Genomic DNA, 24368 nt, shown 5'->3' with positions numbered 1-24368 from the left:
AAAAGAAAGATGCAACGCCCAACTTATACGCACTAAACCAAGGCGCTGGCCATAAAACGGCCCGCTAACTCGAGTGTAACATCTTGGCCCCGCTGCATGCATAGGCAGCTTTTGACTGTGCAGCCCAAAGCCAGCAAGCTTAAAATAGCTCGTCCTTGCGCATGTTTTTTATAGAACTAAACAGAGAATAACCTGTAGATTTACCGCCTAAATCTGTCCTCCTTGTTCACTTTACCACAACCAAGTACCCCATTATGAAAACGGGCAAAGTCAAGTTTTTTAATGAATCAAAAGGCTATGGATTCATCATCGAAGACGAGCAAGCACAGGAAATCTTTGTGCATCAGACTGGTCTGGTACACGAAATCCGGGAAAATGACCGGGTTTCCTTCGACGTCATCGACGGCAAAAAGGGTCTGAACGCAGTGAAAGTAGAGCGGATATAACCAGCCTTTACCAAGTACCGGAAGCCTGCTTTGTACCCGTGCAAAGCAGGCTTTCTGTTGGGCTGAAGTAGAAAAAAAAATCCCCTTCCCGACTATCGGAAAGGGGATTTTTCTGAAAACCAGGTAGTGCTTTTAAGGGGCAGCTTCGTGACGGGCTACGCGTACTCCTACTGCCATAATTCCCGCCAGCGCATCCTGGCGCATGTACTGCTCCAGCGTCAGGCGGTACTCGCCGGGCTGGTGGAAACGCTGCTGGGGCAAGGCCAGTATCCGGTGGTCGAAAATGTCGCCCGAGCCATTGCCCAGCGGTTCGCCGGTTTTGGCATCCATCAGCTTCATCTCGTGCAGCAACGTAGATACCCGGCGGCCATCGGGGGCCGTGAGCGTGTGCTTTACATACAAGTTGTAGTAGCCATAGTCGGCGGCATTCCGAATGTTGAAATACACATCGTACAGCTGAGTGGTATCCGTAATAGTGAAGGTGAAGCTGGGCTTCTCCTGCACGGCCCACACGTAGGGCTGGCCACTGGCGTCTTTCAGGTCGATGTTTTGCTCGTAGAGCTCCGAGGAGTCGCAGGAGGCCAGCAGTACTACAGCCAGCATAGCCACCCACCGCCACGGGGAAGAAAGTTGCAGGATCATCGGCATTAGGCTTGAGCAGGCGTTGAACCACTACCACTGCCACCGCGGCGCCCTCCGCGGCGCCCGCCCCGGCCCGAGTTGGGCCGTGCTTCGCCACTACCACCTTCCCCCGATGGGCCTGCGGGGCGTTCCGGCCCCCGGCCTTCTGGGCGGGCCGGGCCCTCGCCGCTGGGGCGGGGTGGCCGATGACGCCGGTTGGCGGGCTTGGCGGCGGCGCCGCGTGGGCGACCATCGGCGGCACTGCGGCCGGAGGAAGCAGAAGAAGTAGCGGGCGCCTCAGCGCCAGCAGCTGGGGCACTGGCTGCTTCGCGGGGAACTGCCGCGGCTACGGGGTCTTTTTCTTTCTTTTTCTTGCGCTTGTTCCGCTTGCCCGCTTTTATCTTGTCGTCGAGGCGGTCGAGGTTGCCTTCCACAATGGCCGATACCTCCGGCTGCCGCTCTTCCTCGCGCATCGGCGGGAGTAAGGACTCCGGCTTTTCTCCGCGCTTGTTCATCTCCTGAATTTCGCGTACCCGCTCGGTCGGCAGCACCACCCAGTTATTATCCCCGCGCAGCGCAAACCACATCTTCTTTTTGAAGATATCCGTCTTCTGCAGGAAAGCGTCGCCCTTCTCCGTTTGGAGCGGGCGCTGCACCTGCGGAATATCCTTTAGCGCGACGAGGTAAGTGTCCAGCTCATAGTTCAGGCAGCATTTGAGGCGGCCACACTGCCCGGAGAGCTTGGCCGGGTTGAGGCTCAGGTTCTGGTAGCGGGCTGCCGTGGTGCTCACACTCTTAAACTCCGTCAGCCAGGTTGAGCAGCACAGTTCCCGGCCGCAGGAGCCAATGCCTCCCAGGCGGCCAGCCTCGTGGCGCAGGGAAATCTGGCGCATTTCTACCCGCACCCGAAACTCCTCAGCCAGGCGCTTAATCAGGTCGCGAAAGTCAACCCGGTCGTCGGCGGAGTAGAAAAAGGTGGCGCGGCTGCGGTCAGCCTGGTACTCTACGTCCGAGAGCTTCATTTTCAGGCGCAATTCCTCCACCACCGAGCGGGCCCGGAACATGGTACCGGTTTCTAGGTCACGCACGGCTTCCCAGCGCTCTACATCCTGGGGCGTAGCTACGCGCAGAATCGGGCGGATTTCTTTAGAGTCGGTGGGGACTTTTTTCTTCCGCATCTGCAGGCGTACCAGTTCTCCTTTCAGGGAAACATGCCCGAGGTGCCAGCCATTGCCAGCCGCCTCCACCACCACGGCGTCGCCGGTGACAAGGGGCAGATACTGCTCGTTACGGAAAAACTCTTTACGTCCGCCTTTGAAGCGAATTTCGACGAGGTCAAATCCTTTGAAATCACTGGGCAGGTCGAGGTCCTGCAACCAGTCGAATACATTGAGGCGGGTGCAGCCACCGGAGCTACAGCTCCCTTTGGAGCCACAGCCCGGCGAAGTTGTCGAGCAACTTCCACCAGAGGAACAAGAAGTACAAGCCACAGCTTGGAACTATATATAGTGAAACAGCCTTAGCTGTTGAAAATCGGTTTCAAACAAAGATACGCATTTCGGTAGGCGCACTGGAAATGCCTCTTAATACCCAGGCAGCCCACCGAGGTTCAGCAGAAACCGCCTGCGCACTGCTCCAGAGAAGGAACAAGGTAGTCAATACCACATCAGTATCGGGAAGAAAGTTGATCTTGAAAAACGTACATAATATTGCACTTATTCGAAATTAATTTAGTTTTAATTTCGAATTCGACAAAAAAGTCATAGATTTTCAGCACTCTTTTCAATTCATTTCTTTCACACCACCCCCACATTCTTATGAAGTTTTCTTCTTTCTCCTCTAAGCTGGGTATGCTCGCCCTGGCCGGTTCTCTGCTTGCCTCCTGCGCCGAGAAAACTGAAATTGCTAAAGACCAGGTTACGCCGGAGTCACTGGCTAAAATCCAGGCTTTGGGTTTCAGCACGGCTAACGTGCAGCGCGATGGCGACGCATACATCGTAGAAGGAGACATTCGCCTGACTGACCGCGACCTGGCCGCTGCTTACAGCAATGGCAAACTGCTGCGCGTAGGCGGGGAGGAGCAGTACCGCACCACTAACTTGGTAGCCGCTCCGCGCAACATCACGATCAGCCTTTCCAACAAAATGCCTTCTTCCTACGCCGCCGTGGTGGATGAAGTAGTGCGCCGCTACAATGCCGAAAACCTCTCGTTGACGTTCTCGCGCGTGGCCTCGGGCGGTAACATCGTACTCACGACTGCTAACGGCAGCTACCTGGCTTCGGCTGGCTTCCCCACGGCAGCCGGTGCTCCCTACAACCAGGTGAATGTAAATACCCGCGCCATTGGGACGAACCCTAACCTGAATTACGCGGCTACTATTATTGCCCACGAAATTGGCCACTGCATCGGCTTCCGCCACACCGACTACATGGACCGCTCCTATAGCTGCGGTGGCTCTACCTCCAACGAAGGAGCCAGCACCGTGGGCGCTATCCTGATTCCCGGCACGCCCTCGGCCGCTGATCCAAACTCCTGGATGCTGGCCTGCATTGGCAGCGGCCAAAACCGCTACTTCAACGCCAACGACAAGACGGCACTTAACTACCTGTACTAATACCGGATAGCTTAACAAAAAGGGCGTTGACCGTGAGGTCGGCGCCTTTTTTGTTAGGGGCTGGAAACAGGCTTGTTCTTCACATAGCACCCAGGAGCAAGGGGCTGCCGGCCTAAGACAGCAGACTACCCTTGCCTCGGCCGCTTTCCGGCAGTGGGCTCCAGATCCGGAAACAGAATGGTTGCCGGGAAACCCGACTCGTGGTGGATGGTAACCGGCAAGCTACTGTGCCGCTCCCGTTAGGCTGGCCAAGTCCGGGCTGCTGGCTCGGCTCTTTCAGTAGGGCCACGTAGCCTGACGGCATAAAAAAAGGCTCTTCCTGTAAGGGGAAGAGCCTTTTTTGTGTTCATCCTGCTCAGTTTAGCTTCACAAGCTTGCTGGTCAGGCGAATTTGTTTGCCTTGAATCAGCACGTTGTAGGTGCCGGCTTGTAAGCTGTTTATATCCAGCCGCAGGGGTTCCTGGGAAGATGCCACGTGGGTCCGGACTACCCGGCCAAGCATATCGGTAATGGTGACCTGGTAGTTACCAGCGGGTAGTTTGCTTAGGTTGAGGGTGCTATGGGCGGTGGCCGGGTTGGGGTGCAGCGTGAGGCCGGGGGTGGCGGGAGCAGCAAAGCTCACGGTGGCTACTTGGGAGTAACGCGTAGTGCCATCTGTATCCACCTGCTTAAGCCGGTAATAAGCCAGGCTGGTCTGCTGACCGATGCGTAGGTCGGTATACGTGTAGGTATGCGCGCTGCTCGTGGAGCCGTGGCCTTTTACTTGGCCAATCTGAACGAATTGGCGCCCATCGAGGCTGCGCTCCACCTCGAAGCGGTCATTGTCTCGCTCAATAGCCGTTTTCCACGTCAGCTCCGCCTGGGTTCCCGTGCTTTTCGCGGTGAATGCCGTCAGTTCAACGGGGAGTACAATAACGAATGTGCTCACCTGGTTTACCCCGGCCTCCGAGGTGCCATAAGTGGGCAGGTAAGCCGTAGCCGTAATGTTGTCCCCTACGTTAATGGTGGCTTCAACCTCATCCAGGGTAACGTTGAAGGTGCCATCGGCCGCGGCAGTAATAGTGCCGATGTAGGTTTGTGCTTCCCCGTGCGCAACATTATCACTGCCGCCTACTACTGTAGGCCCGTTCTGATTCGCATCGACGTCGTTGGCGCTGAAAATCTCAATGGTGGCCCCGCCAAAAATCGATTGGCCCGGCGCCGACCCTACGTAACCCGTTATCTGCAGCTTGCCCGCAGACGTTTTTGCAATGCTCGTAATAACCGGGTAGTCCATGCCGGAGTTGGGCTGGTTGGCGTAAGGGGCGCCATTCAGCCAATTCACCCGGCCGTCGTTCGGAGTTACGCCGTCGCCCTGGCCATAATCAGCCCCGCCGTTGCCATTGTTGCCTACAAAGCGGTTGCCGGCCGTGTAATCAATGCTGATCAGCCCTTTGGCGCCGGCGTCCGTTCGGCTGCCGTTGTCGTAAATGGCATTCTGCGAAATCCGGACGTTGCGCTGGCCGACATTGAGCACCACGCCGGACGACTGGTTGCTGACAATGATGTTTTGTTCGATCAGGTCAGAATTATCGCTCAACACACTGGCATTGCGCGCCAGGTAGTGAATACCGGAGCCTTCGAGCCGGGAGGAGGAAAGCCCACCCTCCCCGTTTTCAGAGATGGTGTTATTCCGAATAATGTTATTGGCTATGCTGCCAATCTCAAACTGAATACCGCTGCTATTAGAGAGGCGAATCAGGTTTTCTTCAATCAGCAAGGGCGCTGCGTCGCCAACGGCTGCCACGTCGCCGAAGCTCATGGCATCACCGCCGGCCGTGGTACGGCCGTTTTCCACAAACTCGTTTTGCGTGATGGTATAGCCGCTCCCGCTAATGTTTTTGCCGTTAGACTGCTTAAGGCCTGAGTTGCCCACGTAGGCAACGATGCTGTTTTTGATGATCCCCGAAATGTTCATCAGGTAGAGGCCATTCGAAGTGGTGGGGTTGGCAGCTGGTGCGGCCAGGGTGTAGGCGTTGATGCCCACCAGAATCCCATCGGCAACGAAGTTGGTTACCGCGGCGCCGCTTGTTTCTACGTTTTGCGTGCCGCCGTGCACGGCAAAGCCGCGCAGGGTGGTGTTGCTGGCCGTTACCACAAACGTAGCGACAGAGGCGGTCTGCACGATTTCCACTTCGGGGGCATCTACTTTGCGCAGCGGCTTAGCTTCGCGCCCAACCGTCCCGCCAGTACCAATCTGGCCGGTGTTGGAATCCAGCAGTGTGGTCTGCGTAGTGCCGTCGATAATCGTGTTGGTAGTGCTCAGCGTGGGCAAAACGGCGGTGAGGGTGAGCAGCGCCCGACGGTTCCCGCTGGAAGTGAGTGTACCGGCCGCGTCGCGCAGCTGCGTAGCCAGACCGCTCCGCAAGCCCGGCCGCTCCGTGCCGCCGGGAATCATAAAAATGGACGTTTCGTCACCGGCTGCAAAGTCGGTTCCGGTGGGCGTGCCATAGTTGTTGAAAGGGCGTTGATCGAGGTTGGTATTTGCCAGGGCTACGGCATTGGTTATAAACTGCCGCAAGGAACCGTAGCCCGTGTTGTTGGTATTAACTATCACATCGAAGTTGAAGCCAAAGTCTACGCCGGTGGTGGTACTGCCCGCATTTCCGGTGGCGAACTGGTACAGCACCTGCGCATTGGCCAACGCGCTCAGATTTCCCGTGTTATTGCCCGCGTCGGCCAGGGCCGGGTTGGTGCCGCCCACGCGCTCAGGGGCGGTAGGGCCGGCTCCCACGTAGGTAGGCACGCCTACCAGGCCACTGCCTCCGCGTACGGAGGTGACGGTGCCGGTAACGACCCGGACAGAGTAGGTAGTGTTGGCCACCAAGTTGGTGAAGCTATAGCGGCCGCTGGTAGTGGCACCGCTAACGCCGGCCGTCGAGGTGGTCGTAGCCTGGTTGAAGGAGCCGTCGGCATTGTAGAGCTCTACGCGGGCTCCGCCCCGGCCAATCCGGTCGGTAGCGCCAGTGCCGGTTTCGGTGAGGGGAAACCCTGAGGCAGCGGCACTGGCATTGGCGGTGGCGTAATCTACGCCGCTGCCACCGCCGTAATTTACGTCTTCAAACACCCGGCCGCTGAGCGTGACGGGTGCGGGCGTAATCGTGACTGTGTAGCTGGCCGTAGCCGAGGTATTGCTGCCGTCGGTGGCCGTGTAGGTCAGGGCCAAGGTGCCGCTCGCACCCGTGCCGTTGGGCTCGAAGTAAAGCGTATTGGCTTCGGCTGCAGTAAACGTTTGTAAGCCTGATACGGGCAGGCCACCCGAGGCAGTGCGGTAAAAAGCCCCATAGCTATTGGTGGCTGGCAGTGTTATGGCATAGCCCGTGATGGTGGCTGCCCCGTTCACGTCAGTGGCCGAGAAGGCCTGGAGTTGAGTGCGCGCCGCGTTGCTAAGCAAGCTAGTGGTCTTGGCCACCGCTACGGGCGCCTGGTCGATGGTAATAGAGCGGCTGCCCCCGGCATTGTTTCCGGTGGTGCCAGTGTCATTGTCGGCGGTACCGGTGGTGGTTCCTGCCACGGTAGTGGCGGTGGGTACGCTAAGGGAGGCCGGAAACGTAACCGTAGCGGTAGTAGCGCCTCCGCTACCGGCCAGCGTACCGGGAAGGGTAAACGTAAACGTGGCCGTAGTGCCCGTCTGGCTATAAGCTACGGCCGCCGAAGGTGTGGTAGAGCTGGTAGTGAAAGCCGACTGGGGCGTGCCAGCGGCAATGTTGGTGAGCACAATGCGCTGCACCACGCCTCTGGCGGCTGAGGCATTGGTGGTAGTAGTGGTGGCCGTAAACGAGAGGCTGCCGGTGCTTGCGGCTACCGTAGCGCCCGCAGCGGGCGTACTTCCAGTGGTAGTGGCTATATCAGTACCCGTTACGGCAATGGAGTGGGCTACGGCCCCCGAGGTATTGGTGCCATCCGTTGCCTGGTAGGTGGTGCTTACCGTGCCGACACCCGTACCGCTGGGCTGGAAATAAAGGCTGGCGCCTTCACTTGCGCTTAAGCTTCTGGAGCCCGTAGCTAAAGCTGTGCCCCCGGTGCTTGCCAGGTAAAAGGAGCCCAGGGTTGTGCTGGGCACAGTGAAGGTATACCCGCTAACAGTGGCCGCGCCGTTTGCATCAGTGGCGGACAGGGCAACCAGGGTGCGGGCATCCGTGTTCACCATGGAGTAAGCCTTGACGGCCGCCACCGGCGCCACGTTGGCTACGGTAGCCGTAACGGTGCCCTGCGTGCCGGTGGTGGCACCGCTGAGCGATGCGCTGGCGGTAGCTAGCAACTGGGCCCCGGCGGTAAGCGGGGTAGCAAACGTGACGGTGAACGTGCGTGTGGCTGTGCGGCCAGCGGAGCTGCCGTTGAGCCTACCCAGCTCAAACCGGACCACCCCTGTGCTAGCGGTGTAGGTTCCGCTATTGGAAATACTGCCTACTGTGATGTTGGCGAGGCTGACTTGGCTTGCGCCCGTGCCGCCCAGCGTTACGGTGCCAATCACGTTCGTGCCCTGGGCCGTGTTCGAATTGGCTACTACGGTAAGCGTGTATGTAACTGTCTGCCCAGGGTCCGGGGTGTTGTCGGACACGGCAACCGTGCTGTTAAGGGTCTGCGCCTGCGCCGTGAAGGAGCTAATGAGCAGAAGCAAAGCCAGAAGCCAGCGTCCCAGGTGCCCCGCTCGTGACGAGCTTAGCGTAGCGGACAAGCCTTGGCTCCGGAAAACGGGTAAGGAAGACCGTAAGGTTGTTTTCATGTAGAGAGATGTGCGAAAAAATTTGAAAATCAGCGAAACAGGTAGGTCAGTAAGGCAACCACTGGGTAGCTATGAGTGCAAGCGCGCTTGGACAAGTATGTACAAGGAATTGTCATCCCCACTAAATCAGCCCTACAAGTATGTCATGGAGCCCAGGCAGGCAGAATGAGGGGTATAAACTAGTAATCTGAACGCCAATAGATTAATAGGAATAAAGCTTGGCCTATCGGGGTGTAAACATAGTAAGGTTATTTTCTTTTACTTTTATATCCAATTGTAATGAGTTGATTATTTATATTTTAACCATATATTATTATATAAAGACACCTCGCCCGGCTAACGTCACCCGCCGCTGGTCTAGCTTTGTAGCTGGGGCGCGCCTAGTAATAGGGTGTTCCAACTGCTCACTAGGCAGGTGGAGCTTGGTTGCTTAAGCTGGTATCACCCCTGGCGCTGGCCTGGCTGGTTGCCGCCTTACTTTTAGGCCAAAACTTTTACCTTCGAGCTTCAGCTGAGTTGCCACCCGGGCTGGGCATCCGCAGTAGCTACCAGCAGGTAAGCCGATAACGGGTATACACAGCAGGAAATGCGTCTGTTTACGATCAGCGGTCTGGTGCAGCAATGAACTCCGGGTACACTACAAGCTCGGGTTGTTTGGCAGTTTCAGCAAGGCCATGTGCCAGCAGCGGCCGCAGAAGCATACTTACGGACAGTCGACTATAAATTGCGTTTCCTGCTGATGCCCGATGGGCCCCGCGGAGCTTCCCCAAAGTCAGTAGTCATTGGCCCTGTGGTGCGGGCCGCGCCCCATTTCAAGGTGCAGGTGCGCTTACCTAGTATTCATTCTGCTCAGGTGTCCGCAAAGCTCCGGGGTCCTTTCCGTGTGCTATGCCTCTACCGCTATTCTCTGGTCGACTTTTCTGCTGCCTGAAAGCCAGCTGCGTACTGCTACTTCTGCTGCTGGCCGGCCCGGCCCGGGCCACACACATTGTGGGTGGGGAACTGGAGCTGCAGCACCAGAGCGGCGACACCTACCGTCTGACGCTGAACCTGTACTTCGACGATATCAATGGCAGCGCCGGAGCCCTGGACCAGAATCTGACAGTGGGCTTGTTTGCCAAGAGCACCCACCAACTGTTGCAGGCCGTGAGCCTGCCCTTAGCCAGCGACGCCTTTGTGGCCTACACCAACCCCGAGTGTGAGTCACCCTCCCTCCGGACGCGTAAGCTGGTGTACACGCTGTTAGTCGACCTGCCGGCGGCTACCTACGCCGACGCCCGGGGCTACTACGCGGCCGTGGAGCGCTGCTGCCGCAACGGCACCATCAATAACATTGAAAGTCCCGCTGATGCCGCCCAGGTATTCTACCTGGAATTTCCGCCCGTGGTGCGGAATGGGCAAGTGCTACGCAACTCCACGCCCCGCATTTTTCCACCCCTGAGCGATTATGCCTGCAAGGGGGAGTTGTTCTACTTCAACTTCGGGGGCGAAGATGCCGACGGGGACTCCCTGGTCTACGAGCTGGCTACGCCGCTGAATGGCCGTTCAGACGCCATCGACCCCAAGCCCGATGTGCCCTCGGCGGCGCCCTACCAGCCTATCCGCTGGCTACCGGGTTACAGCACAGCCGCCCAGATTCTGGGCTCCCCGGCCCTGATCATCGACCGTCGCACCGGGCAATTGCAGGTGCGCCCGTCCCGGTTGGGACTGTTCGTGTTCAGCATCAAATGCTTGGAGTACCGGCAGGGCGTGAAGCTGGGCGAGGTGCAGCGCGACTTTCAGCTGAAAGTGCTCAACTGCCCGCCCAACCAGACGCCTTCGCTCACCGCCTGGCTGCCCAACCAAACGCGGGCCTACGTGCCCGGCCGCGATACGCTCCGGCTGGTGCCCGGCCCGGATCGTTGCCTGCCCCTGCGCTTTACCGACCCCGACGCCGCTTCCCAGCTGACGTTGTCTCTGCAGCCGGTTAACTTCCGGGGGCCGCTGCCCACCCTCTCACTTACCCAAGGCACCGTGCGCACCGCCGGCGCCCCCGATACCCTGGCCTCCGAGCTGTGCTTTGCCAACTGCATTGATACAGGGGGCAAGGTGTTTTTGCTGGATGTGGTAGTCGCCGACAACGGCTGCAGCTTGCCGCGCCGTGATACGGTGCGGGTGGCCTTTATGGCCACGGCCCCCCCCAACGAAGTACCCGCAGTGCGTACCACGGCCGCTAGTCCCCAGCGCGCCAAGCCCGGGGACCTGGTAAGCTTCGACGTGTTTGCCCGCGACGCAGACCAGGACCCGCTGACGCTGACCCTGCAGGGGGTGAACTTTGATGCCCTGGCCCTGGGCGCGGAACTGGAAACCACCCCCGTAGGAGAAGAGGTGCGCGGGCGCTTCCGCTGGCGCGTGCCCTGCCCCGTGGCCGGAGAAACGCGGTACGCATTTCGGTTCATTGGAGCCGCCAAACCCTGCGACCGGGTGCAGGCCGACACGCTGGTGGTCGTGGTGGAAATTGACGACACGAATGTCCCACCCCAACTCACCACCACGGCCGGGGCCACCCGCCCGCTGGTGGTACGCCCCGACCAGGTACTGCGCTTTACCCTGGCCGGTACCGATGCCGACCAGGACGCCGTGACGCTCACGATGACCGGCCAGGGGTTTTCGCCCGTAGCCGTGGGGGCCACGCTCACGCAGGAAACCGGCCCGGGCACCAGTGACGGGGTCTTTACCTGGCTGGTGCCTTGCCCATCCATCGACCAGTCGCTCTACACATTCACCTTCACGGCTTCCTCGCGCGCCTGCGACAGCACCCAGGCAACGAGCCTGACGATTCCCATTCAGATAGAGCGCCGCAATGAGCCCCCGGTGCTAACGACCACGGCCAGTACCATAGCCCCCGTGCGCGTTCGGGTAGGGGAGGTAGTGGCGTTCGACTTGCTGGCTACCGACCCGGAAAACCAACCGCTGGAGCTGGGCATGGTGGGCAATGGCTTCGACGCCGCCGCGGTGGGGGCACAGCTTACGCTGGAGCCGGGCGCGCAGCGGTTGGGCGGCCACTTTCGCTGGCAGGTGCCCTGCCCCGCGCCGGGCCAGACCAGCTACGCCTTTACCTTCACGGCCACCGACCTGCCCTGCGGTGTGCCGGGCACGGACGAACAAGTGGTGACCCTGCAGATAGACGACCCCAATACGCCCCCGGCGCTGGCTTCTACGCTGTTTACGGCGGCCGCACCGATTACCCTGCTGCCGGGTAGCACTCTGGAAGCACCCGTGACGGGCCAGGATGCGGAGGGCAACCCGCTCACACTCACGGCCCGGGGCGTAGGCTTCGACCTGGCGGCCGCCGGCATGCAGTTTACGGCCCGCTCCGCCGGGGGACAGGCCACGGGCAGTTTCCGCTGGACGCCGGCCTGCACCCTGCCGCTGGGAAGGGAGTACGCCGTGGTGTTTGCCCTGCAGGAAGGCGCCTGCCGCCCCCAGCCCCGGGAGCAGACCGTGCGCTTTGCCGTGGCCAACCCCGACGAAACGGCGTTTACGCCCCCGAACATCTTCACTCCCAACCAGGACGGCCGTAACGACTTCTTTGAGCTGCCGACCCTGCCGCCCGACTACTGCGCCCAGCGCTTTGCCGGTATTCAGATCTTCAACCGCTGGGGCAAGCCGGTGTACGAATCGGGCAGCCGCAGCTTCCGCTGGGATGGGGGAGGCCTGCCGGCTGGGGTGTACTTCTACCTGATCCGCTACACCAACCAGCGCCAGTATAAGGGCTACGTAACTATTGCGCACTAAGGGCGGGCGCCTGCTTTTGCCGGGCCGTATGGTGCAGGAGACGCTAGTGGCCTACCCGGCCTTCCTCGTCGGCCGAGGCAGCGGCATGGCGGGTTTGGGTTTTGCCACTCCCGATTTTACAGGTCCACACCAAGGACAAGCGGCGGCTTTCCCACTGGTTGTTCCAGGTCTGGTTTACGTTGTTATAGCGCAACGTGCTGCGAAAACGACTGGTATTGAGTATGTCGCTGGCGCGGAGGCTGAGCGTGCCGCGCTCCGCCCGAAACTGCTTTTTCAGGGCCAGACTGAGCTGACCATTGGCCCGTGTATAAAACAGCCCCATCACGGCAGGGGAGTTGTAGTCGCCGCTCACCGTGAGTTTGTAGCTGCGGGGGAGGCTGAACGTGTGCGTGGAGCTTAGGGCCCAGCTATAGCGAGCCAGGCGCAGGGGGCGGCCTTCCACCGGCGTGCTCACCCGGCTATAGCTGCCACTCAGCTCGTTATCTGCTCCCCACCATTGGGTAATAGCGGTGTGGCCGCCCGAGCTGAGAGTTAGGGTAGTAGTTTGCGCCAGGTTCTGGGGAGTGCTGGTCGAAACATTGGTATTATCATCTTGGGTTACCACCTGATTGACGGAGTTGGTTTCGTGCAAATAGCTCAGGCTCAGTAGCTGGAAGTTCTTATGCAGATAGTTGAGGGCCAGCGACTGTGAGAGGGAGGGCGCCAGAAAAGGGTTGCCGCGCTGGGCTGTGTAGAAGTCGGTATAATTCAGGAAAGGGTTCAGGCTTTGATAGTTGGGGCGGCTGATGCGCCGACTCACAGAGGCACTCACCTGGTCGTGGGCGCCAATTTGGTAGCTGGCGAAGGCGCTGGGAAACAGTTGAAAGTAACGGCGGCGCACCCGTTGGGTGGTAGTAGCCGAGTAGCCACTGGTTTGGGTGAGTTCTCCGCGCAGACCTGCTTTCAGCTCCAGGCGACGGTAGCTGGTGTTGAGACTGAAATAACCGGCGCTGATGTGCTCATCGTACCGAAACTGATTGGTGCGCAGAGCATCGGGCTGCCAGCTGCCGTCCTGGAGTTGCTCAAACCCGATGGCGCTACGGGAGGTTACCCAACTGGTTTTCGCACCCGTTTCGGCCCGCCACTTGGTACCGGCCACGGGATGCGTATAGTCGATTTTGGCGGCCCGAATGGTAGTCTCCGAGGCGGCGGCACTGCGCAGCTGCTCGGCCGGGCTCCACTGCCCGCTGCCCGTGGTAAGGATCATGTTATTGAAGCGTTGGTCGTTGGCGCTAGCGTAGCGCACGTAGTCCGCGTCCGCGCTCAGCTCCCGGCCGGTACTATCGAAGGCAAAGCGGTAAGACACGTTCAGGGCCTGATTGGAGAGCGTACTTTGTTTGGGGTTGGTCATCTGTCGGCGGCTCCCAGGTGTCCCTGCCAGGTCCGTAGCTACCGAGGTGCTGGTGCTCAGGGCAGTGGTCTGGTCGGTGCTGCCACGCAGCTGTAGGCCCAGGCTCTGCCGGGGCGTCAGGGCTACGTCGGCTCCGGCTGCAAAAGTGCCCGTGTAGGTGAGCGGGCGCCATCGGTTTTGTTGGTGAAAGAGGCTGTCCCGGATGGTGCGCCGCATCGTCAAGTAGTTAAAGGAATTGTAGCGGCCCCCATCGAGACGGACAAACAGGCGCGTCTTGCCCGCGTTGTAGCTTAGGTTGGTGCCGCCCCAGGTTTTTTCGTACCGGCCATAGCCGGCCCCCACCGTGGAGGTACCACTCAGGCCGGCGAGCTGGCTGCGGCGCAGTTTAATGTTGAGCACGCCGGCCGTACCGGCGGCATCCAGCGAGGCGGGCGGGTTGGGCATCAGCTCAATCTGGCTGATGGCGGAGGCAGGCAGGGACTTCAAATAAGAGCTCAGGGCTGCCCCACTCAGGTACGTGAGTTTGCCGTCGAGGAGCACGGTAACCCCGCCGCTGCCCCGGTAGAGCACGTTATCATCTTTGTCGAGGGTCACGCCGGGCGCTTTCTTGAGTAGTTCAAGGGCCGTTTCGCCGGCCGTATTCAGACGGGCCACGTTCACCACGGTGCGGTCGGCATGCTGCTCCAGCAAAGGGGGAGTACCGGTTACGGCTACCTCACCGAGAGCCGTAGCGGCGGAAGCCAGGCGCAGCGGGGGCACCGCAACCACTGGTTTATCAACCAGGAAAGCAACGCGGCGGCGGGTGTAGCCCAGCAGCAGCGCCTGCACGCAGTAGCTTCCTGGCTTCACTCCACTGAACGCGTAGCTGCCCTGCTCCGTGGTAGGCTGGGAATTGATGAGGGTGGAATCGGGCAGCCGTAGCAGCACGGTCGTCGCAAAGGGCAGGGGCTGGCCCGCGGTATCCAGCACAGTACCCGCAACGGTGGACTGGGCGGCAGCCTGCTGCGCAAGTAGCAAGGTCAGGAACAGGAGTAGGCAAATGCGGCGGTAGCGGGCAAAAGAAGGCATCGAAGACAGGCGTTGGCTGAAGGATGGCCGAAGGTGCTTCGCCTGATTTTCAGGGTAAAAAACATTATTTCAACGCCCCAAAATCAGCTGCCAGCGCCTGCCGAGGATGTTTTTTCGCCTTGGCATTCCAAAATCGGTCATTCGCATAAAAAAGGGGCGGGCCCTCGAAGAAGGCGCTAGTTTTAACCCAGTAACCCCGGCAGTACGGCTTGCTGCCTTCACCTCGCTATTCTCACCCTACCATGAAAAGCTATGCTCTCCGCTGGCACATACTTGGCTGGCTGGCTTACTCCAGCTACGAAGTAGTCGGCAAATTGCTGGAGCGCGCTGGGTCCCCACTACGGAGCGGCCTCTGGCTCACGGCCTCCTTTGTTTTCATCCGGGTAGTGGAGTTCTACTTATGCTACCTGGTGGTGTACCCCCGGTTTCTGCGGGCGGGCCACACGGGCCGGCTGGTAGCCGCTTTGGGGGGAGTAGTGGCGCTTTTTATTGGTATGCGGGCCACGCTGGAGGAGGTACTCTTTCCGGCCCTGCTGGGGTTTCGCAACTACGGCCTGGAAGGTGCATTTGCTTACAGGGCCGGGTATTATATTATTGATAACGTGTACTTTGCCAGCCCGGTAATTGTCATCAGCGCGGCCATATGGGCCGCACAGGCTGCTTTTCGGCGCGAGCAGGAAAACCGTCAGCTGCGCGAAGAAAAGCGGGCTGCGGAAGTGGCCTTCCTCAAAACTCAGATTAATCCGCACTTCCTCTACAACACGCTCAACATGCTTTTCAGCCTGGCCTACCCCGTGGCCAAGCCCGTGGCCGAGGCTATTCTGAAGCTCTCGGAGCTGATGCGCTACATGCTGCACGAAAGCCCCGATGGTCAGGTTAGATTAGAACAGGAAATCGAGTACCTGCACAATTACCTGGATTTGTACCGGCTGCGTTTTCCCAACCACTTCCACGTGCACCTGAGCGTAACGGGTGAGCCCGCCGGTTGCCGCGTAGCCCCATTGCTGCTTATTCCCCTCGTGGAAAATGCCATCAAGCACGGGGTACTGGACGACCCCAACACGCCCGTGCACATTCACCTGCGTATCGGGGGCGGGCAGGTGCAGTTTCAAGTCGACAATCAGCGTAGCGGCAACCATAAAGACCATACCACCGGCATTGGCCTGCCCAACCTGCGGCGGCGGCTGGAACTGCTCTACCCGGGCCGACACGGGCTGGACTTGGCTGCCACCGAGGACCGCTACACCGCATCCCTGCGCCTGGCAAGTGGGGACGGGCCCGGGTAAGATAAGTCCAGCATCTTTACGGCTGATTCTTGCCACCGGTCAGTTCCATTCCCCGCCCCGAGAAGACGTCACGCGACTTTCCCTGCCCGCCTATGATTCGCTGCCTTGCCGTTGATGATGAAGCCCCCGCTTTGGCTATCCTGGCCGATTACATCGGTCAACTACCCTTTCTCAGGCTGGTGGGTACCACCACCAACCCCATTGAGGCCCTGACGCTGGTGCAGCAGGGACAGGTTGATCTGGTATTTCTCGATATTCAGATGCCCAAGCTCACCGGCCTGCAATTTCTTAAGCTGGCTGGCAACCGCTGCAAAGTGGTGCTGACGACGGCCTATCCCGAGTACGCGCTTGAAGGCTACGAAAACGATGTGGTGGACTACTTACTAAAGCCTATTTCCTTCGAGCGGTTTGTGAAAGCCGCCCAGAAAGTGCTAGCGCAGGGGCCCCTGTCTCAGCTCTTGCCTGCGCCAGCCCCAGCGGTAGCCCCTGTAGCGGCGTCTGCCGGCCATATGTTTGTGAAGGGGGAGAGCAAGAATAAGTTTCTGCGGGTGAACTACGCCGATATCCTCTACATCGAAGGCTTGAGCAATTACGTGTCTATCCACCTGCCCGGGCAGCGCATCGTCACCTACCAAACCTTGCGGGAATTGGCCGAAACCTTGCCCCAACCGCCGTTTCTGCGGGTGCACAAGTCTTTTATTGTGTCGCTCGACAAGATTCGCATGGTTGATGGCAACACGATTTACCTGCACGACAAGGAAATTCCCGTCAGCGACACCTACCGTGAGCAGCTGTACCGGCTCATTCGCGAGGCCTGAGGCCCACGGCAGAGCAGGGCCACGACCATTAGGGTACTTGCCATGTACTTTTCCGTAGCCCATGCCGTTGGCGCCCGATGAGCGGCCACCCCGGCACGGCCTAATACACCATGACGTGGCGCGTCCACCGGCGGCCGTCGTTGGCCTCAACGCGTAGCAGGTAGCTGCCCGGTTTCAGGCCCTGCGTGCCCAGCTCATTGATGACGCCATCGGTCGTCAGCTCCCGGCGCATGCGGCCCAGGTTGTCGAACAGCCGAAGCTGCAGAACAGGGGCCCCGGTCACCGCTACCCGAAGAGCCTGGCCGGACTGAATGGGGTTGGGGAAAACGGCTACGTCCTGGTCCGGCAGATAATACACGCGCTCAGCCTGGCTGTAGAAGGTGGCGCCGGTAGCGGTAACCAAGCGGATTCGGTAAAGACTGCTACCCTGGGTTGGCGCCGCATCGGCAAATTGCAGGGAGGTAGCCGTAACCGGACTAACAGTTTGCAGGGCTACGTAGCCGGTGGCGTCCTGCCGCTCCAGCGTAGCGGATACCAACTGATAGGTGCTGGCCAGCTGCACATCAAATCGGAGCGTGGCATCTACTACCTGCCGGGGTAGAAAGCTCACAATGTAGCAGCTGGTTCCTTGCTGATAGTTGAGGGTAAGGCTGCGGTAGCCCGGCTGCCCCTGCACCAATGGCGCTACCGCGTAGTAAGGAGCAGCGCCCTCGTTGTCGGCTATGCGCAGGGTGGTATCGGAGGTGGTGCGCAGGGGCTCCAGGTAGCGGCCGCGTAAGGTGTAGAGCTGGTACTGCTCGGCGCCCGGTACGGCACGCCAGGCCAGCAAGGCCTGCGGCGAACAGTAGTATACGGTGCGCAGCTTAGGGTCGGGGCTAATGATAAACGACGCGGACTCCTCGCCCCCAGTGCCATTCAGCTGAAGCCGGAGCTGCACGGTGGCGGCGGTGTCGGGTGGTGCCCAGGCGTAATAGCCGGCCTGCACGGGCACGTTGGTAGCCACGGTTTGCCATTGGGTATCATTTGCAAACCGAAACTGCAGCGTAGCCATAGCCGCAGGCCCAAGCCATTGCCAGCGCACATAGTTGGGCTGAACGGCTTCCACTACGCTGCCTGCTACCGGCCATGTCCAATGTAGGCCCTGGGCTGTAGTTTCGTAGGCCACGTAAAAGGGCTGGCTGCCGCTGGTTACTGCATATCCTTTCACTACGACTTGGTACTGGCCCGGTGCCGGCACAGCCACGGTAATTTGCTCTACATTATTCAGGTGGTCGGCCCCACGCCGGGCCGGTAGCGCCAGAGAATCGAGGCGGGGCGTGGTGCTGAGCACCCAGGGGCGCCACCGCTGGCCCGAGCCCACCGCTACCAGCTCGATGTCTAAGTCATTCACCAAAGCCTGGCTGGCATTAGCGGCTGCGGCGGGGTCGTTCCAGGCAAGGGTAAGTTTCAGCTCCTGGGCACCCGCGGGCACCGTCAAGGTAAAAGTGCGCTGTGTGAGGTTGGCTACGCTGCCTTCCAAAAGGCGCCGCTCGGCTATGGTTTGCACGGCCCCCAGCGCATCCAGTTCGCCAAAGCCCGTGGCAAAATCAGGCCCGGCCGAACCTATATCGTCGGTGGCATTCAGCAAAGCGGCCTTTACCAGGGCTGAGGACGGCAGCGCACCCGCGTGCTGGGCGCGGTAAGCGTCCTGAACCAGCAGGGCCGCCCCCGATACCAGGGCCGCAGCATCGGACGAGCCGCCGGCGCCGTAGGCTACCAGCTCGGGTTTCAGGCGCCCATCGTAAGCTGGCCCGCGTGAACTACGGGGCGTAAGCTCTTTGATGGCATTGGTAGCGCCCACGCTGAGGGTGTTCTTCGACTGCTTGAGCTGGCCGGTAAGATTGGCTACGCCCGCTAAGCCGGCGTAGGGACCCTCGGGGCTGGTTTGGTCGCCGCTGTTGCCCGAGGAAAATACGTGCAGCAACGACGGCAGCTGCTGGGCCTGCTCGTCGTAAGCTACGGCTTCTACGCCATAATAATTTTCAATAGCTACGCCATAGGAATGATTTTGCACCGATACCCCTTGCGCCTGCAAAACGGCCGCATCGTCGGGTAGCAGGTTGGCAAAATCGGAAGATGCGATGCGGGCGTGGGAGGCCGTGCCCCGGCCCAGCGGCCCCGTGTTCCCGGCCCCGGCAATGAAGGTGGCCATTTCGGTAGCGTGGGACGTAATGTTGCGTCCATCCAGAGAAAAGGGCACTGCCCGGCCCCGCAGATCAAGGTCGGTGGTGTCGAAAGCCTGCTCCTTTACCGAAACCGTAAGCCCATCCCCCGTAAGGTCCGGAAATGCGTGCCAGACGGCCGCTAGCGTGTTCAGGGTGAGGTCGGCAGAGGCAACGCTGGTTTCCTCGTGGGCGCGCCGGTTGGGCTGATCCACGAAACGTACCCAAGGGCAGGCAGCTAGCTTCCGCAGGCCGGCCGCCGGCAGATTGCTCACGGTAAGCAGCGCGGGCTGGTTTATACTGGCTACTGCGTGGGCATTTGGCATTTGTTGTTGCAGCCAGCGCCGGAAGTCGGGACCACTGGTGACCTGCACGCGCACCTCCCGCGCTGAGGCAGCGCTGGCCCGCAGGAGGGGGGGAGCCAAGCGGCTGGTGCTGGTTGACTTTTGCGCTAAGCCCAACCGGGGAACCACGAAAAGTGCGAGGGAAGCAAAACTCAGGAAAAGAACGCGCATTATGCGAGTTGAAAGGGGTGGTGAGAAAGGCTGTGGGTAGAGAGGAGCTCAAGATACGGAAACCAGCCTGCAAGGGGCAGACCTTGCAGCAGGCCACAGGATGGACTCAGGGACGAAAAAGGCCCGTCGGGTGGACGGGCCTATACTTTTTCGGGGCAGCTGGGGCGGAAATCAGTGGCCGCGTCTTCTTGGCAATGGCGGGAAAAGTGGCTGTTAAAGCTGGTACACCGCAATACCGGCGGCCGTAAATAAGTAGGCGTACTGCTCACCCAGCAGAATCAGGCGGCTGGCCCCGGCCTCGGCGGGCAAGGCCACTGTGCGCTCCGTGAGCGTGTAGAGGTGGAAGAAATGCAGTGCCCCGTCGCGCAGGAAATACAGCTCGTCGCCCCGGAAGCCAACCTGGTTTAGTCCCGCAAAAGGCAGCTTTTTGCGGTACGTGCCCAGGTTGTCGAACACGTAGATGCCGCTGCTATAGTCAACCAGATACAGGTTGTTTTGGTACTGACGCAGAAAGCGGAAATCGGGGCGGGAGCGGCCTACCAGCAGATCGAGCGGGGTGCTGGCCACTAGCCGTTGCGCCCCGGAGTCAAACTGGCGCAGCGTCAGGTCCGATTCGTTGAGCAGCCACAATTTGTCGTCGGGAGCCAGCGTAGCCACCCGGATCAGCCCATCCAGGTAGTCGGCCAGGCGGACCTGGGTAAGCGGGGCCAGGAAACGGTCCAGGAGCAGCACTTCCTGCCGGTCGTCGTAAAAGGCCAGCAGCTTGGTCAGGTTCCAGGCTTCCAGCTGGGCTACGTGGCCCGGCAGCGGGGCCGAGTACGTGGTGAGCGGCTGCCCGTCGGGAGTGTATTGATGCAGGTTATTTTGGGCGTCGGCCACGTAGAGCGTACCCCGCCGGTCGAGGGACGCGGCCCCGGGGTTGGGCAGGGCAATGGTGCGCACCAACGACCAGGGAGCCGCTGGCGCAGCAACCGGGGAAGCGGGTGCGGCTACGCGTGCGGCCGGGGCAACTGAGGCGGCCGCCGGAACGGTAGGCTGCGCCTTGGCCCGCAGCCCGGTGCCAAGCAGCGCAACGAACAGGAAAGCTGCCCAGGCTGCTGCCCGCGCAACGCTGGAATGGCGTTGCGCCACCCGGTTGCCGACGGACCTACCGTTCGAAATACTGCAAAGCCAAGTCGTTCCCATCATATACGGCATACGAGCAATAATTGACCCACTCGCCGAGGTTCAGGTACCGGCTCTGGGACAGCACCTCCACATCCAGGGGCAGGTGGCGGTGCCCAAAAATATAGTAGTCGTGGTGGTGGCGCTTTTCCAGCTCCCTACAATAGACAAGCAGCCATTCATCTTCCCCAAAATACTGCTCATCGGCCGCCCCGTTCTGCAGACGGCTGTGCTTGCTCCAGCGGTTGGCTATGCCAATGCCCAGGTTGGGGTGCAGGCGCGCAAACAGCCATTGGGCTACGGGGGAAGCAAAAAGACGCTTAAGCACTTTATAGGTATGGTCGCCGGGACCGAGGCCGTCGCCGTGGCCAATGTGAAATTCCCGCTGCCCAATCAGCTGGCTTACCGGCTGCCGCAAAATGGGAATGCCCAGCTCCTGCGTAAAGTAGTCGAACATCCACATATCGTGGTTGCCGGTAAAGAAGGTGAGGGGCAAACCGGCGTCCGTGAGTTCGGCCAGCTTGCCTTGCAGGCGGATGAAGCCCCGCGGAATGGCGTGCCGGTATTCAAACCAGAAGTCGAAAATATCCCCGAGCAGGTAGATAGCCGCGGCATCCTGGGCGGCTTGGTCGAGCCAGCGCACAATTTTCCGCTCCCGCTCCAGGGAGTGGGCAGCCGTGGGGGCACCCAAGTGAAAGTCGGAAGCAAAGTACACCCGACGCCCCGGCGTAAGGGCCAGGTCAGGCAGACGGGGAGGGAGTGTCATCCAGCAAAAACAGGGCTATGGCCCGCGGGCCGTGGGCGCCCAGAACCAGGGTTTTTTCGATGTCGGCCGTGCGGCTGGGGCCGGTGGTCAGGGAAAACATGGAGGGTAGCTTGTCGCCCATAGGCGACTGTAGCACCTGCAGGGCGTCGGCAATATCGGCTACCACTTGCGACGTGCGGGCCAGCACGAGATGCCGTTCGGGGTAAATACTAAGCCGGCGCCCACTGCCCGTGGCGCTACTGACTAATACGCTGCCCGTGCGGGCTACCAGAGCCTCGCAGGTGGTGAGGCTAGCCGCCGCATGCGCAATAAAGCCGGCCTCGTCTCCCTGAAAAACGATGTCACCGGCGTGCAGGAGCTTCTTCAACTCAGGCTCCCATACGTACAGATACTCCAGCTTATGCTCTTTCTTGTAAAGGAATAGCTGGTTGTAGAAATGCTCTATTGACTCGCAATAATAGAAGGCGCCGCCCACCCGCCGGAAGCTCTCGGCAAAGGCAATGGCCAAGTCGTCGGCGGGCACTGGGTGAAGCGGGGCACTAAAATCGGGAGCAGCCGGCTGGGGGGCCGGCTTTTGCAAAGCAGTGCGGATGCGCCGCAGGATTAAGTCGCGAGAAGAGTCCGGCATACGTTGCTCAAAGATAGATGATGCCCGACAGAAGCATGGTATGAGCCGGGCGAAGCTGCGAGCATACTGGAGGAGCATATCGGCCAGGCAAAGCACAAAAAAGCCAGCCTGCTAAATCAGGCTGGCTTTTTTCGGCAAAATGGCTGCTTACACGGGTGTAGCTGCCGAGCCGCTGGCGATGCCCGAGCCATTAGACTGCTCGGGTTTATCGTCAACTCCTGGCAGGTTCAGCTCGGGTAAGTCGTTGCCCAGGGCCACCGGGTGTTCGTTTTTCAACTCGCTGAGGGTTTCGCTCCGGTCGGTGCCGGCCATATGCGCCTGGTAGCTGGTCTGGCCGCCATAGGGACGCTTGCCCACTAGTCGTTCCAGATCATCCTGCAGCAGCACCTCCTTTTCCAGCAGCTCTTTGGCTACCACCTCCAGTTCGTGCCGACGCTCCGTCAGCAGTTCCTTGGTCCGGACGTAGGCGTCGGAGATAATGGTGCGTACTTCTTCGTCAATCATCTGCGAGGTAGCTTCCGAATACGGCTTCGAGAAGCCATACTCGTTCTGCCCCTTAGAATCATAGAAGGAGATATTGCCCAGCTTGCTGTTCATGCCGTACATCGTCACGATGCTGTACGCCATTTTGGTGATGCGCTCCAGATCAGACAAGGCGCCCGTGGAAATCTTACCGAAGACCAGCTCCTCGGCCGCGCGGCCACCCAGCGTCATGCACATTTCATCGGTAAGCTGCTCGGTGTTGTAGAGGAACTGCTCCCGCGGCAAGTACTGCGCGTAGCCCAGCGCTGCTACGCCCCGGGGCACAATGCTCACCTTTACCAGCGGATCGGCGTGCTCCAGGAACCAGCCAGCAATAGCGTGGCCGGCTTCGTGGTAGGCCACAATGCGCTTTTCGTCGGGGCTGATAATCTTGTTTTTCTTTTCCAAGCCCCCAATAACGCGGTCCACGGCATCGGTGAAGTCCTGCATGGTCACCATCTTCTTGTCGCGGCGGGCGGCAATAAGGGCGGCTTCGTTGCAGACGTTGGCAATTTCAGCCCCGGCAAAACCCGGCGTCATGGCAGCCAGCTTCTTAGCTTCCACATCGGGGCCCAGGGTAATGGGCTTGAGGTGCACCTGGAAAATCTCGGTGCGCCCGTTGATGTCGGGTTTGTCAATGCTGATCTGCCGGTCGAAGCGGCCGGGACGGAGCAGGGCCGAGTCGAGGGTATCGGGGCGGTTGGTAGCGGCCAGGATGATAACGCCAGAGTCGGTGCCAAAGCCGTCCATTTCTACCAGCAGCGAGTTCAGGGTGTTTTCCCGCTCGTCGTTGCCGCCGGGTACGTTACCCCGGCTGCGGCTGCGGCCAATGGCGTCGATTTCGTCGATGAAGATAATGCAGGGCGCCTTGGCTTTGGCTTGCTTGAACAGGTCACGTACCCGCGCTGCCCCCACGCCCACGAACATTTCCACGAAGTCGGAGCCCGAGAGTGAGAAGAAGGGTACGTCGGCTTCGCCAGCTACTGCCTTGGCCAGCAGGGTCTTGCCCGTGCCGGGAGGGCCTACCAGCAGGGCGCCTTTGGGGATTTTACCGCCGAGGATGGTGAACTTGGAAGGGTTTTTCAGGAACTCCACGATTTCCTGGATTTCCTCCTTGGCTTCTTCCAGCCCAGCTACATCTTTAAAGGTGATTTTAACTTTGTCGCCCCCTTCAAACAGGGCCGCGCGCGACTTGCCGATGTTGAAGATCTGACCGCCGGGCCCGCCGCCACCGCTCATGCGGCGCATCAGGAACCAGAAGCCCACCATCAGCAGAATCATGAAGCCCCAGGTGCTGATAAACTCACCATAGCCCTGACGTGTGTCTACTTCCAGCCCGACTTGCTGCTCGCGCGGAATCTGGGCCTGAAGCTTATCGTAGTCTTCCTTAAAGGTTTTGCCGTCAATCACGCGGAAGGCGTACTGGGGACCGGCTTCCAGGGCCAGCATTCCCCGACGGCCCAGCTTCTCGGCGTGCTCGGGCTTGCGCAGCGCCGAGGGCTTGAGCATTACCTCTACCGTACGGTCGTTTACCAGCGTCACGCGGCTTACATCGCCCTGCGCCAGCCAGGTTTCAAACTTTTGCTGAGTGGTGTCGAGGGTGGCGTTGCTGCGGGTGAAGTACACCATTCCCAGCACGAACACGACCAGGCCAAGCAGCATCCACAGCTGCATGCCCGGCTTAGGCGACGGGGTAGGCAGCATGGGTTTTTTCTTTTTTTGCGGGGTCTTATCAGACATGAATACAAAGCGTAGTCTAAGACAAAAAATCTGGAGGTACTCGGCA

Annotated in this window: 14 protein-coding genes; 5 read left to right on the top strand and 9 right to left on the bottom strand. The window is 60.0% G+C overall.

Annotated elements, in window-relative coordinates; all coding sequences use genetic code 11:
• Positions 1 to 254 precede the first annotated feature (254 nt).
• Positions 255 to 446: a cold-shock protein gene (locus HER32_RS07030; RefSeq protein WP_149070881.1), complete on the top strand. Its 192-nt coding sequence runs from the start codon at positions 255 to 257 to the stop codon at positions 444 to 446.
• 132 nt (positions 447 to 578) lie between these two features.
• Here the strand turns inward: HER32_RS07030 and HER32_RS07025 are convergent, their stop codons facing one another.
• Positions 579 to 1088: a gliding motility lipoprotein GldH gene (locus HER32_RS07025; protein WP_149070880.1), complete on the bottom strand. Its 510-nt coding sequence runs from the start codon at positions 1086 to 1088 to the stop codon at positions 579 to 581.
• A gap of 5 nt (positions 1089 to 1093) precedes the next feature.
• The gene (locus HER32_RS07020) at positions 1094 to 2443 is read right to left on the bottom strand and encodes a stage 0 sporulation family protein (protein WP_232066415.1); all 1350 of its coding nucleotides are present in this window, start codon (positions 2441 to 2443) and stop codon (positions 1094 to 1096) included.
• A 441-nt stretch (positions 2444 to 2884) separates the two neighbouring features.
• Here HER32_RS07020 and HER32_RS07015 point away from each other — a divergent pair, with 441 nt between their 5' ends.
• The gene (locus HER32_RS07015; RefSeq protein WP_197748880.1) at positions 2885 to 3682 is read left to right on the top strand and encodes a M57 family metalloprotease; all 798 of its coding nucleotides are present in this window, start codon (positions 2885 to 2887) and stop codon (positions 3680 to 3682) included.
• Between the two features lie 355 nt (positions 3683 to 4037).
• Here HER32_RS07015 and HER32_RS07010 read toward each other — a convergent pair whose 3' ends face one another.
• The gene (locus HER32_RS07010) at positions 4038 to 8342 is read right to left on the bottom strand and encodes a T9SS type A sorting domain-containing protein (protein WP_168681381.1); all 4305 of its coding nucleotides are present in this window, start codon (positions 8340 to 8342) and stop codon (positions 4038 to 4040) included.
• 993 nt (positions 8343 to 9335) lie between these two features.
• Between HER32_RS07010 and HER32_RS07005 the strand changes: the two genes are divergently transcribed.
• Complete coding sequence (locus tag HER32_RS07005; protein ID WP_168681380.1) at positions 9336 to 12224, top strand: gliding motility-associated C-terminal domain-containing protein; 2889 nt, start codon at positions 9336 to 9338, stop codon at positions 12222 to 12224.
• A gap of 43 nt (positions 12225 to 12267) precedes the next feature.
• On the opposite strand, the gene HER32_RS07000 is transcribed toward HER32_RS07005, so the two are convergent.
• Positions 12268 to 14682 carry an outer membrane beta-barrel protein gene (locus HER32_RS07000; protein WP_168681379.1) on the bottom strand — a complete coding sequence of 805 codons (2415 nt, stop codon included), beginning with the start codon at positions 14680 to 14682 and terminating at the stop codon, positions 12268 to 12270.
• A gap of 242 nt (positions 14683 to 14924) precedes the next feature.
• Between HER32_RS07000 and HER32_RS06995 the strand changes: the two genes are divergently transcribed.
• On the top strand, positions 14925 to 15968 hold the full coding sequence (locus HER32_RS06995) for a sensor histidine kinase (RefSeq protein WP_168681378.1): 1044 nt from the start codon (positions 14925 to 14927) through the stop codon (positions 15966 to 15968).
• Positions 15969 to 16060: 92 nt separating this feature from the next.
• Positions 16061 to 16786 (top strand): LytR/AlgR family response regulator transcription factor, encoded by a 726-nt coding sequence (locus HER32_RS06990; RefSeq protein ID WP_168681377.1) that lies wholly within the window; start codon positions 16061 to 16063, stop codon positions 16784 to 16786.
• Positions 16787 to 16886: 100 nt separating this feature from the next.
• Here HER32_RS06990 and HER32_RS06985 read toward each other — a convergent pair whose 3' ends face one another.
• The 5 genes from HER32_RS06985 to ftsH form a co-directional block, all read right to left on the bottom strand.
• Positions 16887 to 19412 (bottom strand): S8 family peptidase, encoded by a 2526-nt coding sequence (locus tag HER32_RS06985; protein WP_168681376.1) that lies wholly within the window; start codon positions 19410 to 19412, stop codon positions 16887 to 16889.
• Between the two features lie 303 nt (positions 19413 to 19715).
• A complete protein-coding gene (locus tag HER32_RS06980) occupies positions 19716 to 20690 on the bottom strand; it encodes a hypothetical protein (protein ID WP_168681375.1) in 975 nt (324 codons plus the stop codon).
• Complete coding sequence (locus HER32_RS06975; protein ID WP_168681374.1) at positions 20650 to 21432, bottom strand: UDP-2,3-diacylglucosamine diphosphatase; 783 nt, start codon at positions 21430 to 21432, stop codon at positions 20650 to 20652. The genes HER32_RS06980 and HER32_RS06975 overlap by 41 nt, the downstream gene beginning before the upstream one ends.
• Positions 21407 to 22060, bottom strand: a complete 654-nt coding sequence (locus HER32_RS06970; RefSeq protein WP_149070871.1) for a lactate utilization protein C — start codon at positions 22058 to 22060, stop codon at positions 21407 to 21409. The genes HER32_RS06975 and HER32_RS06970 overlap by 26 nt, the downstream gene beginning before the upstream one ends.
• Before the next feature lie 147 nt (positions 22061 to 22207).
• Positions 22208 to 24322, bottom strand: a complete 2115-nt coding sequence (gene ftsH, locus HER32_RS06965) for an ATP-dependent zinc metalloprotease FtsH (protein ID WP_168681373.1) — start codon at positions 24320 to 24322, stop codon at positions 22208 to 22210.
• Positions 24323 to 24368 lie beyond the last annotated feature (46 nt).

Origin of the sequence: Hymenobacter sp. BT18 (assembly GCF_012273015.1) — a bacterium.
Classification (GTDB): domain Bacteria; phylum Bacteroidota; class Bacteroidia; order Cytophagales; family Hymenobacteraceae; genus Hymenobacter; species Hymenobacter lutimineralis.
Note: the sequence above shows the minus strand (reverse complement) of the source record. Positions and strands in the feature narration are given on the sequence as shown.

Coding starts and splice junctions, on each gene's coding strand:
- HER32_RS07000 (WP_168681379.1), bottom strand. CDS start 14,682: ATGCCTTCTTTTGCCCGCTACCGCCGCATTTGCCTACTCCTGTTCCTG.
- HER32_RS06975 (WP_168681374.1), bottom strand. CDS start 21,432: ATGACACTCCCTCCCCGTCTGCCTGACCTGGCCCTTACGCCGGGGCGT.
- HER32_RS07030 (WP_149070881.1), top strand. CDS start 255: ATGAAAACGGGCAAAGTCAAGTTTTTTAATGAATCAAAAGGCTATGGA.
- ftsH (WP_168681373.1), bottom strand. CDS start 24,322: ATGTCTGATAAGACCCCGCAAAAAAAGAAAAAACCCATGCTGCCTACC.
- HER32_RS06970 (WP_149070871.1), bottom strand. CDS start 22,060: ATGCCGGACTCTTCTCGCGACTTAATCCTGCGGCGCATCCGCACTGCT.
- HER32_RS07025 (WP_149070880.1), bottom strand. CDS start 1,088: ATGATCCTGCAACTTTCTTCCCCGTGGCGGTGGGTGGCTATGCTGGCT.
- HER32_RS06995 (WP_168681378.1), top strand. CDS start 14,925: ATGAAAAGCTATGCTCTCCGCTGGCACATACTTGGCTGGCTGGCTTAC.
- HER32_RS06980 (WP_168681375.1), bottom strand. CDS start 20,690: ATGATGGGAACGACTTGGCTTTGCAGTATTTCGAACGGTAGGTCCGTC.
- HER32_RS07005 (WP_168681380.1), top strand. CDS start 9,336: ATGCCTCTACCGCTATTCTCTGGTCGACTTTTCTGCTGCCTGAAAGCC.
- HER32_RS06990 (WP_168681377.1), top strand. CDS start 16,061: ATGATTCGCTGCCTTGCCGTTGATGATGAAGCCCCCGCTTTGGCTATC.
- HER32_RS07015 (WP_197748880.1), top strand. CDS start 2,885: ATGAAGTTTTCTTCTTTCTCCTCTAAGCTGGGTATGCTCGCCCTGGCC.